The organism is Rhizobium atlanticum (genome assembly GCF_030182485.1).
GTDB lineage: Bacteria > Pseudomonadota > Alphaproteobacteria > Rhizobiales > Rhizobiaceae > Rhizobium.
Map to the genome: position 1 here is coordinate 78,561 of NZ_JAQJCJ010000016.1, position 13,378 is coordinate 91,938.

Here is a 13,378-nt window from a genome sequence, read left to right on the forward strand (position 1 = left end):
ATGAGCCTCGTTCCGCTTCCGCGTCTGATTATCGAACCCCTGGTGCGGGCAGCCCTGCTCGAAGATCTCGGCCTTGCCGGCGACATCACCTCGGCGTCGGTCGTTCCCTCGGATCACCGCTCCACGGTGGTGATGGCCGCCCGCCAGCCCGGCGTGATCGCCGGCCTTGATGCGGCCGACCTCGCCTTCACGCTCGTCGATCCCGAAATCGTCATGCGCCGCCACATCGAGGACGGCTATGCGGTCAAATCAGGTGACGTCATCGCCACCATCGAGGGACCTTCGCGCGGACTCTTGACCGGTGAGCGCACCGCGCTGAATTTCCTCAGCCATCTCTCGGGCATCGCCACCGTCACGGCCGGGATTGCCGCCGCTATCAGCGGCACCAGGGCCTCGGTCGCCTGCACGCGCAAGACGACGCCCGGGCTGCGGGCGCTGGAGAAATATGCAGTGCGGGCCGGCGGCGGCATGAACCACCGTTTCGCGCTTTATGACGCGGTGCTGATCAAGGATAATCACGTGGCCATATCAGGCGGCGTGGCCGAGGCGATCCGCAGGGCGCGGGCCGGCATCGGCCATCTGGTGAAGATCGAGGTCGAGGTGGACAGGCTCGATCAGCTGCAGGAAGCGATGGCGGTCGGTGTCGATGCCGTTCTGCTCGACAATATGACGCCGGATCAGCTGCGCGAGGCCGTCGCCATCGTCGCCGGGAGGGCGATCACCGAGGCTTCGGGCCGGGTGACGCCGGCAACGGCCGCGGTAATCGCCGCTTCCGGAGTCGACCTCATTTCGGTCGGCTGGCTAACGCACAGCGCGCCCGTGCTGGATATCGGCCTCGATTTCGTCGAGGCCGCCAGCGCTGCGTAAACCAGCACCAAATAGATCGCGCCGAATACTGTGATCGATTAGGCTCGCTCGCTATTGGTTGCGGCTATTGAGGCCGCAGCGGAAATAACTGCGCCAAATCAGGTCCGGGGGCAAAGTGTTGGCAAGCATTCCCGGCCGGCTAATGTGAGAAAATGCAAATATTCGGTGTAAAAACCTCTTTTTGCGCTATGCGCGGGCCAATTAACGCTCTAACATGTTCCTGCGCGGCCGGTGTGCATGCGCGCCTGGTCTTCAGGGGTGAGAAGCGGGATGCAACGGACATCCGGACAGATGTCGACGAACAGGCTCTGCCTGCTCGGAAGACCGCGATTGCTGGCAGCGGGGAGGGAACTCCCTTTGCCGGAGAAGTCTTATTTTCTTTTCGCCATGCTCGCCGCCGAAGCCGATCTCGAACTCGACCGGGAAACCGTCAGGCGGCAGCTCTGGCAATCGGAAGCGCCGGAAAAACGCGCAGGCAGTTTGCGCCAGTTGCTGGCGCGCATCGAGCAAAGCATTCCCGCCGGCCTTCCGCCGCTGCTGAAAGCGACCCGAACCCATATCGGCCTTGCCGACGGCTGGGAAGTCGATATCCATATACTCAAACAGAAAGCGCCGCTCGCAGCCGAAGACGGCGACATTCTGAATGGCGAATTGCTAGAAGGAGCCAAGTCGCCGACGCAGGGCGCCGAGGACTGGCTGACCTTCGAACGCCAGCGTATCGATGAACTGCGCGCCGCCCATCTGACGCGGCTGGTCGAAACTGCTGACGACAGATCGGACGAAGAGCAGGTGGCCTTTGCCCGTCGCCTGCTGGAGCTCGACCCCGCCAGCGAGACGGCCTATCGGGCCCTGATGCGCATTTATGTCAGGATGAACGACCCGGCCGCGGCCCGGCAGTCCTATCTGAAGTGCAAGAGCCAGCTGAAGGACGAGTTCGAAACCGAACCGGAGGAAAGCACCACCGCGCTTGCCCGCGAACTCGGCCTGATCCCGGCAGCTCAGCCCGCGGCCGCCGAACGTCCATCGCCAGCGCCCGGCGCCTTCGCCGATCTGCTCGGCCAGCCGCGGATCATCATCCTGCCGCCGGAAAGCATTTTCACCGATCCGCTGATGGAGCGCGTCGGCAGAGCCCTTCTTGAGGACGTCACCATCGGCCTCAGCCAGCAGCGCGGCTTCAAGGTGATCGCAGCCCATACGAGCCTCGAAATCCTCAGCCGTTCGGTCGATCCGGCCCGCGCTGTGCCCCGTGCGCTCGACCTCAGCTTCGATTACGCGGTTTACGTCACCATCCAGGGCCGCGAGGAGGATGTCTATGCGACCTGCCGTCTGACGCGGACGACAACATCGGAGGTGATCTGGGCTCTGGAACTGCCCCTGGTCATGCAGAAGATCAGCGAATCCTTCGCGCATCTGACACGGCGCATCGTCTCCTCGCTCGCCGACACCGTCGAACGCCACGAGCTGGCGATGCCGATCGGCGAGGCACCGCCATCCGCTTACCGTCTCTATCTCGAAGGCAAGCGGCTGATCGCCCAGACCGATCTGCAGCATCTGCGCCAGGCGCGCAAATGGTTCAGATCCTCGCTCAATCGTTATGAGAATTTCTCGGCTGCCCATGCCGGCGTGTCGCGTGCGCTCGGCATGGAATGGCTGATCCGCGGCATGCAGGACACCGAACTGCTCGACGAGGCGAATGGCGCCGCCCGGCTGGCGCAACAGTCCGACCCGAACAGCGGCCGGGCCTATCGCGAGCTCGGCTTCGTGGCGCTGTACCGCCGCCGTTTCGACGAAAGCCTGGACTATTTCCAGCAGGCCCAGGATCTCAATCCCAACGACGCCGACATCCTCGCCGATTACGCCGACGCGCTGTGCCACTACGGCGACTTTGACAAGGCGCTGGATCTGAACAATGCGGCATTCAAGCTCAATCCGCTGCCGCCGGATTATTACTACTGGAATCGTGGCGGCATCCACTTCGACCGCGGCGAATATAATCAGGCGATCGAGGCGCTTGAGCCGGTGCAGTCGAAACAGGCGACCGCGCGACTGCTGGCAGCCGCCCACGCCATGGCGGGCGATATGAAAAAGGCCGGCAAATACGCTAACGTTGTCCTGGAAAATTTCCCGGATTTCCGCAGCGAGGACATCCGCCATTTCGTTCCCGACCGCGATCCCCGCTATACCGAAACGCTGATTCATGGCCTCCAACTGGCCGGACTTCCCTGATTGCATGGCCTTTTAACGAAGCCTGTAACGGTTAAATGACGCAGACAATGTTCCTCTGCAATGGTTAACGGCAGCCGGCTGCCTATCCCATTGGAGATGGACAATGAAAACCACTGTTGAAACCCATGCAGCAATGCCTTCCCAGCCGCGCTTCTCGGCCGCAGCCAAGGCTGCGATGAAGCAGCACGAACTCAACGTCACGGCAAATGCTCTCGAAAACCTGACCCATGCGCTGAAGTTCCGCTAAAGGGGCGAGATCGGTATGTCCGCCTTCGCCGATCTTGAAACGCTAGCCGATGATCTCAGACGATCATCGGCTGGCGTCAGCGACTATCACGACCGTGCAATCACGCCGGCGCAGACACTTGCGGCCATCAAGCCGCATCTGCGCGAATTCGGCATCACGCGCGTCGGCCTGCTGACCGCTCTCGACGTGCTGAATATCCCCGTCGCCTTTGCGACGAGGCCGAACAGCCACACGCTTTCGGTCTTCCAGGGCAAAGGCATCGACAATGATGCCGCCATGGCCTCGGCCGCCATGGAGGCGATCGAGACGCGGATCGCGGAAATTCCGCCCGCCGACCTGACGCAGGCGACGGTGGAGAGCATGGGAGCGGAAGGCGCCGCCATGATCGATCTCGACAATGTCGCACGATGCGCGCCCGATGAAATCGGCGGTGACCCCATCCCCTGGTGCTCCGGCCTCGACATTCTGTCCGGCAGCAGCGTCTTCGTCCCCTGGTGGCTTGTCGGCCTCGACCATCGCGGCGAGCGGCCGCCGGGCTTCGAGCAATCAAGCGATGGGCTTGCCTCCGGCAATGCGCCGTCCGAAGCGGTCCTGCACGGACTTTGCGAGCTGGTCGAGCGCGATGCCTGGGCCCTGACCCAGTTGAAATCACCACAGCGCCTGAAGGAGAGCCGCATCGACCCCGCCTCCTTCGGCGATGCGGTCATCGACGTCATGACCGACCGGATCACACGCGCCGGCATGCGGCTGCTGCTGCTCGACATGACCACAGATATCGGCGTTCCGGCTTTTCTGGCCGTCATCATGCCTGGCAATCTTTCCGACCGCGCCGATGCGCGCTGGTCACATGTCTGCGGGGGCTGCGGCTGCCATCCCGATCCTGTGCGCGCCGCACTGCGCGCCATCACCGAAGCGGCCCAGAGCCGGCTGACGGCGATCGCCGGCAGCCGCGACGATTTCTCGCCGCGCATCTACCAGCGGCTCGATCGGAGTGCGGCTATGCAGCAGCTGGTCGAACTCTGCAAGAGCGACGGCCGGATGCGCGCCTTTCAGAACCGCCATCGCCGTGTGGCGACGATCCAGGAGACCATCCGCCACATAGCCGACAGGCTGGTGGCGAGCGGGATCGAACAGATCGTCGCCGTGCCCTTTGCCCATCCGACTTTGCCGGTCTCGGTCGTCAGGGTGATCGTGCCGGGCCTGGAGGTCGATATATCAGGCCAATACGTCCAGCTCGGCCTGCGCGCCGTCAACACCATGAGAGGAGCCCAATCATGAAGGTTCTGTTCGTCGGTCCGAGCCTTGGTGGCGGTCTTGCCGCAGCGAGAAACATGTCTCCCTGCATTGATTTCCGCCCGCCTGCCGCCCGCGGCGACATCCTGAAGGCAGTAGAAGACGGCGCCACCGCGATCGGCCTTGTCGACGGCTATTTCGGCGAGCTGCCATCGGTCTGGCACAAGGAAATTCTCTACGCGCTCGAACATGATGTCGCCGTAGCAGGCGGCGCCAGCATGGGCGCATTGCGGGCTGCAGAATGCGCTCCGTTCGGCATGGTCGGGCTCGGCTCGATCTTCGAGGATTACGAGTCCGGGCGGCTGCTCGACGATGAGGCCGTCGCACTCGTGCATGCGCCGCAGGCGCTTGGCTGGCTGCCGCTTTCCGTACCCTGGGTCGATTTCGAGCCCACGGTTGATGCGCTTCATGCCCGCGGCGAGATCTCCACGGCCGAGCGCAAGAAACTACTGCTCGCCGGCCGCTTCCTGCATTTCTCCGAGCGCACCTATGCGCGCGTGGTCGACGAGTGCCATTTCCGCAAGCCGCGTCGTGACCTCCTCCTCGCCGCTCTCCGCAAGAATAGGGTCGAACGCAAACATGATGACGCGCGGCTAGTGCTGGAGTGGCTGCACCGCGAGCAATTCGCACCCGTCAACCGTGACTGGCGCTTTGCCGCAACCTCGCATTGGGAGCTTTTGCACGCCGAAGTGACCCGCAACGTGACTCCTGTAACGCTTGAATAACGGTCTCGGCTAGATGATGCAGGGGTGATGGAATCTGAGGCTTCACGGCCAAAGGGGCGGGAACAATGTTTGAACAACGTAACGAAGGTACAGGCAGCGAATACGCAAGGATCTTCCGGCTGCTGTCGGCAGCCAAGGAGGAGGCTGAAAAGCTTCAGCTGCGTAATCTGATGCACCTGACGAACATGGCACTGCTGCAGGTCGTAATCGATTGGGACGGCATAGATCCGGATAGGGAACTTGACGTCAACCTCGAGAAACTGCTCGGCAGCAAGGCCAAGATCGCTATGAAGGACGCTAGCGAGAGTCTAATCGTGATCGATCGCCATTGACCTTCATGCCGTACGTTAGAATCGCGTGAAGGAGATCCGGCCTATTCGGCCGCTTCACCCTCGACCTGTTCGGTGTGGGCGATTGCCTGAACAAGCTTCAGGATCTTCTTGCGAAGAGCTTCGTTTTTGATCGAGAAGAACGCCGCATTCAGAAGCACACCCTCGCGCGAAATGACGAATTCCTCGCTGGGAGCGGGGTTGTCGTTAGCCGTCTCGGGCGTTGAGAGGTCGTCGAAGAACGTCCTGACGTCGACGTTCAGCGCGCCGGCGATTTCAACCAGCATGCTGGCGGAAACCCGGTTGGAGCCTTTTTCGTATTTCTGGATCTGCTGAAACGTTACGCCGACACGATCGCCCAATTCCGTCTGCGAAACTTTGCGCAGCAGACGCTGTATGCGGATCGTCTTTCCGACATGAACATCCACTGCGTGCGGTTCTTCTTTCATTTGTTTCCCTCCTGAGGACACGGACATGAGGTTATTCGCCATATCCGTGTCTGACACTTTTAACTGAGACACACAAAGCTAGCAATTGTCTGGCTGAAAGTCGTCCCAAACCGAAACATCGCATCGCTTCATATTAGCAGCAGCAAAAAACATGCCAAAGTAGCACTTTTGGGGGGTTACATCATCCGATTTCAGGGTGCAGAGCATGGTAAGTTTGCTGCCGACCTTTCAGCCGAAGGATCGGCACGGCGTAAATAAAAGTTACAATGACCAGAGGCGCTGGGCATTGTCGAAGAGCAGCTTGGAACGCTCCGCCTCGCTGCTGCCGGCGAGCACGGCATGGGTCGCTGCAACCCAGGTGGAAAGGCCGCCGCCGAGCGTGCAGACCGGCCAGTCGCTGCCCCAGACGACACGATCCCAGCCGAAACTTGCGATCACATGTTCGATATAGGGCGTCAGCGTCTGTGCTGTCCATGTCTGCGCATCCGCATAGGCGACGACGCCTGATATCTTGCAGATCACGTTCGGCCGGCGGGCGATCTCCGATATGCCGGCCTTCCATGGCTCGAAGGCATCGGAGCGGATATCCGGCACGCCGCAATGATCGAGGACGAACTGCACGTCGGGCGCGAGATCGACGAGAGCGGTGACGCGACCGGCCTGATGCGGCAATGTGCAAAGGTCGAAGGTCAGGCCGCTGCCACCGATGCGCCGGATGTTGTCTCGAAACAGGACGCCTTCCGAGACGGTGTCGGGCACGACATGCAGCACGCGGCGGAAGCCCTTGACGAAGGGATCGGCCTTTTGCCGCTCGAGATAGGCGGCAAAGCCTTCCTCCTCGGGACGGCAGGAGACAATCGCCCCGGCAATCAGGCTGCCTTGCCTTTTGGCGATCGAGGCAATGTGGTCGGTCTCGGCCTGCATGACGGTCGGATCGACATCGACCTCCATATGCAGCACCGTCATAATGCCGCAGCGCCGCGCCTCGGCCGCATAGGTCTCATAGAGAAAGTCATGGTCGAGAGCCGGCACGCCGGAGAGCCAGGGATAGGAAAGCGCCGACCGGTCGATGATATGCAAATGGGTGTCGATGAGCACGTTTTCCTCCTCCAGGAATGGTCTTTGCCGCAACCTATTTCTCGTGAATGGATTATTCAAATAGAAATTTCATGCTGCCCTGGGCATGGCTGCCTCACTCTGGCATGCCGTAAAGCCGCCCTTCATCCTAACCCTCCCCGTAAAACGGGGCGGGGGGAGAGAGGGACGGAGAGGCCGCGGCATATCCCCTTCGCCCCGCCTCGGGGGTCCGGAGGATGGGCCGAGACCCGTGGCTCGACCCCGGTGGCGGCAGCCGGATGAGGGGCCGCGGCGCGATGCTCAGGTCGGGCCGACATCCGCCCCGGCCAGCAGCGAAAGCTGAGCGGCGGTCTTCTGCACCAGCGTGATCGTTTGGGTGATGTCGGGGGCGGACGGCGCATTGACAAGGGCGATAAAGGGGCAGGTCAGGGCGGCGATGCAACGCCGATCCGGCCCAAGAACGGGCGCCGACAGATTGTAGACGCCCGATGTCTGGGCGCTCGCCATCATCTCGTAGCCGCGCTCGCGGATCTGGTCGAGGCGATCGTAAAATTCGGCGCCAAGGTCGATCTCGGCGCGGTTGCGCGCATGTTCCGATATCATCATCTCCCGCTCCTCGTCGCTGCGGAAGGCGAGCAGCACATGCCCCGAGCCGGTGTCGAACAGGCTGATATGGGCGCCGATGCGGATCGAGAAGCCCCAATAGTCCGGCGCTTCCTGCTGGGCGATGACAACGGCGGCGCCACGGTCAAAAACGGCGAGATGATTGGCCTGACGGGTGCGCTGGGCGAGGTCGCGCATCAGCGGCGTGGCATAGGAGGCAAGCCGGCGCACAGGCGCATGCAATTGCGCAAGGCCAAAGAGCTTCAGCGTCAGCGAGTAGCGATCGCCATCCAGCCGGGTGACGTAACCGCGACGCACCAGCCGGTCGAGCATGCGATAGAATTCATTGGGACTGCGGTCGAGCCGCTTGGCAATCTCCGCCTGGGTGAGGCCGCTGTCGACGCCGGCGAGCAGCTCCAGGATATCGAGGCCCTTGTCCAGAGCAGGAGCGCGATAGCGGTCTGACTCGTCGGTCTCCATTCCTTCCTCCTGTGAATATTATTCTGCATATACGCAGAACCATGGCCGGAAAAGGAAAACTTCGCGCTTGACCCTTGGCCAATCGTCTGTTTGTCTATAAACAGACAAATCATAATTGAAGACAGCCGATCAGCAGAAACGACGAGAGGCGGGGCTTCGCGCCTTGCCCTACGCCGGCCGAAAGGCGCAAAGAGAGAAAATGGCAGGCCCTGATGTACGTCCTATTCCATCACCGCGCGGCCTTCGGCAAGATAACCGCATGCATCGTCTCATGTAGACAATCCAGAAGAGGCCCGTGACATGACAAACAGACTTTCCGGCAAGACCGTTCTCATCACCGCCGCCGGCCAGGGCATCGGCCGGGCAACGGCGGCAGCCTTTGCCGCGGCCGGCGCCAAGGTCCATGCGACCGACATCAACACCGATGCGCTGGCAACCCTTGCCGCGGAAACCGGCGTCTTCACCCATAAGCTCAACGTGCTCGACGGGGATGCGGTCACGGCGCTCGTCGCCGAAATCGGCACTGTGGACGTTCTGTTCAACTGCGCCGGCTTCGTCCATGCCGGCTCGATCCTGGAAATGCCGGATTCCGACCTCGAATTCGCTTTCGACCTCAACGTCAAGGCAATGATCCGCACCATCCGGGCGGTGCTGCCCGGAATGCTCGAACGCAAGGACGGGTCGATCATCAACATGGCCTCCGTCGCTTCCAGCATCAAGGGCGTGCCGAATCGCTTCGCCTATGGCGTCACCAAGGCGGCGGTCATCGGCCTTACCAAATCGGTCGCCGCCGATTATGTTGCTCAAGGCATCCGCTGCAATGCGATCTGCCCCGGCACGGTGGAAAGTCCGTCCTTGCAGGACCGCATGCGCGCACAGGGCGATTACGATGCGGCCCGCGCCGCCTTCATCGCCCGCCAGCCGATGGGCCGGCTCGGCTCGCCGGAAGAGATCGCCGATCTCGCCGTCTATCTCGCCGGCGCCACCTACACGTCTGGCCAGGCGATCGCCATCGACGGCGGCTGGACGATCTGACGTCGGCTCGTCAGCGGTTGGCAGAGCGCCGGCCGATTCGGCTATCGCAATTGGCCTCATAAATCGGGAGGAACAACATGACCCGCATCACCGACGTTCGCGTCTTCGATCTCCGCTTTCCCACCTCGCAAAGCCTGGACGGATCCGATGCGATGAACCCCGATCCCGACTATTCGGCCGCCTATGTCATTCTCGACACGGATAGCCCAGGCCTTGCCGGCCATGGCCTGACCTTCACCATCGGCCGCGGCAACGACATTTGCTGCATGGCGATCGAAGCGATGCGCCACCTCGTCGTCGGGGCCGATCTCGGCGGGGTGCTTGCCCATCCCGGCAAATTCTGGCGGCATCTGACCAGCGACAGCCAGTTACGCTGGATCGGCCCGGAAAAGGGCGCCATTCACCTGGCGACCGGTGCGGTCGTCAACGCCGTCTGGGATCTGCTCGCCAAACAGGCCGGCAAGCCGGTCTGGCGGCTCGTCGCCGACATGTCGCCGGAAGAGATCGCCGATATCGTCGACTACCGCTATCTCACCGACGTGCTGACGCGCGATGAAGCGGTCGCTATCCTCAAGAAGGCAGAAGCGGGCAAGGCGGAACGGATTGCCATCCTCGAAAAGGAAGGCTACGCCTGCTACACGACCTCGGCCGGCTGGCTGGGTTATGAAGACGAGAAATTGCGCCGGCTCTGCCAGGAAGCGATCGATGCCGGCTTCAACCATATCAAGATGAAGGTCGGCCGCGATCTCGACGACGACATTCGTCGCCTGAGGATCGCCCGCGACGTGATCGGTCCCGATCGTTACCTGATGATCGACGCCAATCAGGTCTGGGACGTCGGTCAGGCGATCGACTGGGTCAAGGCGCTTGCTTTCGCCAAGCCCTTCTTCATCGAGGAACCCACAAGCCCCGATGATGTCGCCGGCCACCGCAAGATCCGCCAGGCAATCGGACCGGTGAAGGTCGCAACCGGCGAGATGTGCCAGAACCGCATCATGTTCAAACAGTTCATTGCCGAAGGCGCGATCGACATCGTCCAGATCGATTCCTGCCGCATGGGCGGGCTGAACGAAGTCCTTTCCGTCCTGCTGATCGCCGCCAAATTCGGCCTGCCGGTCTGGCCGCATGCCGGCGGCGTCGGGCTCTGCGAATATGTGCAGCACCTGTCGATGATAGACTACGTCGCGGTCTCAGGCACCAAAGAAGGCCGCGTCATCGAATATGTCGATCACCTGCACGAACACTTCCTCGACCCCTGCCGGATCGAGAACGCCGCCTATATGCCGCCGGTTCTGCCGGGCTTTTCCATCGAGATGAAACCGGCTTCGATCAGCGGCTACACATTTCGAGGCTGAGGAACCAGCGCCGGCGGCGCGCTCGTCCCCGCCAGAACCCGGAGAAGGAATTCGCGGCTCTCAAACCAGCATCGACTGCTGGGCGAAGATACCCGCCATCGCGCCTTGCCATGATGCGGTGGTGACCGATGGCATTCCGGGATTGGCGAGGTCGCCGGCGGCATAGATGCCGGGCATGCTGGTCTCGCGGCGCTCATCGATCTTGAGGGCGATGCCGCTGGGCGTATCGACTGTGGCGAGGCCCAGTGATTCATGCAGGCTGGCCGACGGATTGTTGCGCGGATGGGCGAACAGGATGTCGACCGCGACATCGGGGCCGGTATCGAGTTTGACGGTGGTGCCATGGCCCCCGTGATGAACGATCCCGGTGATCCGGCCCTCGACGACAGGTATGTTGCGAGGTGCGAGATCGGCCCGGATATCCGGCGGAATGTCATGACCATCGGCGAACAGCGTCAACCTGTCGGTCCAATCGTGGAAAAGCTTGGCCTGATTGTGCGACTGCCGGCCGGACCAGACGAGGCCCCAATGCTGGCCGGCGACTTCAAAGCCGTCGCAATAGGGGCAGGGCACGATGGAGGTGCCCCAGCTTTCGGCAAAGCCCGGAACATCAGGCATCTGGTCCGCGATGCCATAGCTCAGGATCACGCGGCGCGCCTTGAGGCTTTCGCCATCGCCAGTGAGGACGGAGAAGTTGTCGATTGCGCCGGAGACACTTTCAGCCCGGGCACTGACCAGCTTGATCGTGGGATAACGCGCCAGCTGCCGCCGCGCCTCGGCCAGGATGTCCAGCGGCGGCTTGTGATCGTGGCCGAGCAGACCATGGGAGTGGCCGGCGAAGCGATTGCGCGGCAGGCCGGTATCGAGAACGGAGACCTTGCGGCGGGCACGGCCGAGCTGCAAAGCGGCGGCGAGACCGGCAAAGCTGCCGCCGATGATGATGACGTCATCCATGGTAATGGTCTCCGTGTTGCGGATGGAGGACAGGATAAAACCCACTCTCTGACTTGCATATTTTTGATACTACATGGTATCGTAAAATACGAATAACGATACTGTCAAGGATCTTAATGGTCGTGTCCGAAAATAGTCGAGGCCGGCGCGGCCGGCCGGCCAACGAGGCGCTTGGCCAAACGATAGTCGACGCAGCATACGAACTCTTTGTGGAATTGGGTTTTCAAGCGACGACATTGGACAAGGTCACCCAGCGAGCGAAGATATCCAAGCTCAGCATCTATCGGCACTTCGAGAACAAGGAGGCGCTGTTCAGCGCGGCCGTCGCCGCCCGCTGCCATCAGTTTGCACCACAAGCCCTTTTTGAAGGCGTCGACGGTTCGGCCGAAGATCAACTCATGGCGGCGGGATCATCGCTGCTTCGCACGCTGTTGAGCCCAGACGTCCGCAGTGTCGAAGCCATGGTCATGGCCGACAAGACGAACCAAAAGTCGTTGAGCAAGCTCCATTACGAAGCCGGCCCCGCCCATATCATCGCCCAAGTCGAAGCCCTGTTGCGTCAGTTGCATGCGAAGGCGGCTTTGAACGTGCCCGATCCTCTCCGGTCCGCCCGCTTGTTTGCCGCGCTTTTTAAAGGATCCGATCTCCTGATTATCGCACGCTTCGATGAGGCGAGAGCAGAGGACGACAACGAAATTGAAGCCTATTGCCGGTCGGCTGTCGCCATGTTCATCGCCGCGCACGGTGGCAGCGACCAGGCGGCGGGATAGCCTAGTTAAGAACGGATCAGAACAAGGATATGGCATGGCAGAGAAAGATGTTTATCAGGTAGCCGACTGGAAAGGCCAAAGCGGGGAGCGCTGGGTTACCCACCAGGCCCGGCTCGACGCCATGCTGGCGGTGTTCGGCCAGGCCGCGATCGAAGCCGCCGCGCCCGCGACGGGCGAGCGCGTGCTGGACGTCGGCTGCGGCGCGGGGGCGTCTACTCTGGATTTGGCCGCCCGGGTCGGCGCGGGAGGTCATGTGCTGGGCGTGGACATATCCGAACCGCTGATCGGCAGAGCGCGCGCACTAGCGCCGCAGGATACGCCGGCCCTGTTCCAAGTGGCTGACGCCAGCAGCGCCGAGCTGCCCGAGGGCGCGTTCGATATCCTGTTCTCGCGTTTCGGGGTGATGTTCTTTGACGATCCTACGGCGGCGTTCGCTCATATGCGCCGTGCGCTCAAGCCGGGCGCGCGGGTCGCTTTCGTCTGCTGGCGCGGCATGGCCGAGAACGACTGGGTGCGCTTGCCGATGAGCGCGATCAAGGGCATTCTCCCGCCGACCGCGCCGCCCGATCCCCAAGCGCCCGGCCCATTCTCGTTCGGCGACCGGGGGCGGGTTTCGCGTATCCTGACCGCGGCTGGCTTCACCGATATCGCTATCGCGCCATTCGATGCCTCCATCCCGTTCGGCGAGGGGAGGACGCGGGACGCGGCAATCGACGACGCGGTGGAGATGGCACTCGAGGTCGGACCGCTGTCGCGCGCTCTCGCTGATCAACCCGACGACATCCGGGCCCGCGCCTCGGAAGCGGTTCGTGACGCCTTCGCGGGCCGCCCCGGTGAGCGGTCGGTGATGATCGACGGCGCAGTGTGGATCGTCTCGGCGCGCAATCCGGCAAGCTGACAGGGATTGACCGGCGTTATGGCCCTCACATGCCACGGCAAGCGCGGCGGGCAGAGCCTTGTTTGCGATC

General features: G+C 62.2%; 14 protein-coding genes. 10 read left to right on the forward strand and 4 right to left on the reverse strand.

The annotated features are described in order from the left end of the window. The 6 genes from nadC to PH551_RS22490 all read left to right on the forward strand — a co-directional run bounded on the left by nadC (position 1) and on the right by PH551_RS22490 (position 5,690). A complete protein-coding gene (gene nadC, locus PH551_RS22465; RefSeq protein ID WP_285195060.1) occupies positions 1-867 on the forward strand; it encodes a carboxylating nicotinate-nucleotide diphosphorylase in 867 nt (288 codons plus the stop codon). Positions 868-1,137: 270 nt separating this feature from the next. After that, the gene (locus PH551_RS22470; RefSeq protein WP_285195061.1) at positions 1,138-3,093 is read left to right on the forward strand and encodes a BTAD domain-containing putative transcriptional regulator; all 1,956 of its coding nucleotides are present in this window, start codon (positions 1,138-1,140) and stop codon (positions 3,091-3,093) included. A 103-nt stretch (positions 3,094-3,196) separates the two neighbouring features. Then, positions 3,197-3,340, forward strand: coding sequence for a hypothetical protein (locus PH551_RS22475; protein ID WP_285195062.1), 144 nt, complete (start codon positions 3,197-3,199; stop codon positions 3,338-3,340). Between the two features lie 15 nt (positions 3,341-3,355). Further along, entirely contained in the window at positions 3,356-4,618 is a 1,263-nt protein-coding gene (locus PH551_RS22480) for a YcaO-like family protein (protein ID WP_285195063.1), read from the forward strand. Then, a complete protein-coding gene (locus PH551_RS22485; RefSeq protein ID WP_085781221.1) occupies positions 4,615-5,358 on the forward strand; it encodes a TfuA-like protein in 744 nt (247 codons plus the stop codon). Before PH551_RS22480 ends, PH551_RS22485 begins: the two co-directional genes overlap by 4 nt. 65 nt (positions 5,359-5,423) lie before the next feature. Next, a complete protein-coding gene (locus PH551_RS22490) occupies positions 5,424-5,690 on the forward strand; it encodes a hypothetical protein (protein ID WP_285195064.1) in 267 nt (88 codons plus the stop codon). A gap of 41 nt (positions 5,691-5,731) precedes the next feature. On the opposite strand, the gene PH551_RS22495 is transcribed toward PH551_RS22490, so the two are convergent. From PH551_RS22495 to PH551_RS22505, 3 genes are all read right to left on the reverse strand, one after another. After that, positions 5,732-6,136, reverse strand: a complete 405-nt coding sequence (locus PH551_RS22495) for a helix-turn-helix domain-containing protein (protein WP_085781220.1) — start codon at positions 6,134-6,136, stop codon at positions 5,732-5,734. Between the two features lie 261 nt (positions 6,137-6,397). Then, positions 6,398-7,234 carry an amidohydrolase family protein gene (locus tag PH551_RS22500; RefSeq protein WP_285195065.1) on the reverse strand — a complete coding sequence of 279 codons (837 nt, stop codon included), beginning with the start codon at positions 7,232-7,234 and terminating at the stop codon, positions 6,398-6,400. Between the two features lie 279 nt (positions 7,235-7,513). Further along, a complete protein-coding gene (locus PH551_RS22505; protein ID WP_285195067.1) occupies positions 7,514-8,296 on the reverse strand; it encodes an IclR family transcriptional regulator in 783 nt (260 codons plus the stop codon). A 300-nt stretch (positions 8,297-8,596) separates the two neighbouring features. Here PH551_RS22505 and PH551_RS22510 point away from each other — a divergent pair, with 300 nt between their 5' ends. Further along, the gene (locus PH551_RS22510) at positions 8,597-9,331 is read left to right on the forward strand and encodes an SDR family oxidoreductase (RefSeq protein ID WP_085781217.1); all 735 of its coding nucleotides are present in this window, start codon (positions 8,597-8,599) and stop codon (positions 9,329-9,331) included. Positions 9,332-9,408: 77 nt separating this feature from the next. After that, positions 9,409-10,686 (forward strand): L-fuconate dehydratase, encoded by a 1,278-nt coding sequence (locus PH551_RS22515; RefSeq protein ID WP_285195069.1) that lies wholly within the window; start codon positions 9,409-9,411, stop codon positions 10,684-10,686. A gap of 60 nt (positions 10,687-10,746) precedes the next feature. On the opposite strand, the gene PH551_RS22520 is transcribed toward PH551_RS22515, so the two are convergent. Then, complete coding sequence (locus PH551_RS22520) at positions 10,747-11,640, reverse strand: NAD(P)/FAD-dependent oxidoreductase (protein WP_285195072.1); 894 nt, start codon at positions 11,638-11,640, stop codon at positions 10,747-10,749. A gap of 122 nt (positions 11,641-11,762) precedes the next feature. Between PH551_RS22520 and PH551_RS22525 the strand changes: the two genes are divergently transcribed. Then, positions 11,763-12,410 carry a TetR/AcrR family transcriptional regulator gene (locus PH551_RS22525; RefSeq protein ID WP_285195161.1) on the forward strand — a complete coding sequence of 216 codons (648 nt, stop codon included), beginning with the start codon at positions 11,763-11,765 and terminating at the stop codon, positions 12,408-12,410. Between the two features lie 34 nt (positions 12,411-12,444). Continuing rightward, positions 12,445-13,308 carry a class I SAM-dependent methyltransferase gene (locus PH551_RS22530; RefSeq protein WP_285195074.1) on the forward strand — a complete coding sequence of 288 codons (864 nt, stop codon included), beginning with the start codon at positions 12,445-12,447 and terminating at the stop codon, positions 13,306-13,308. Positions 13,309-13,378: the final 70 nt, after the last annotated feature.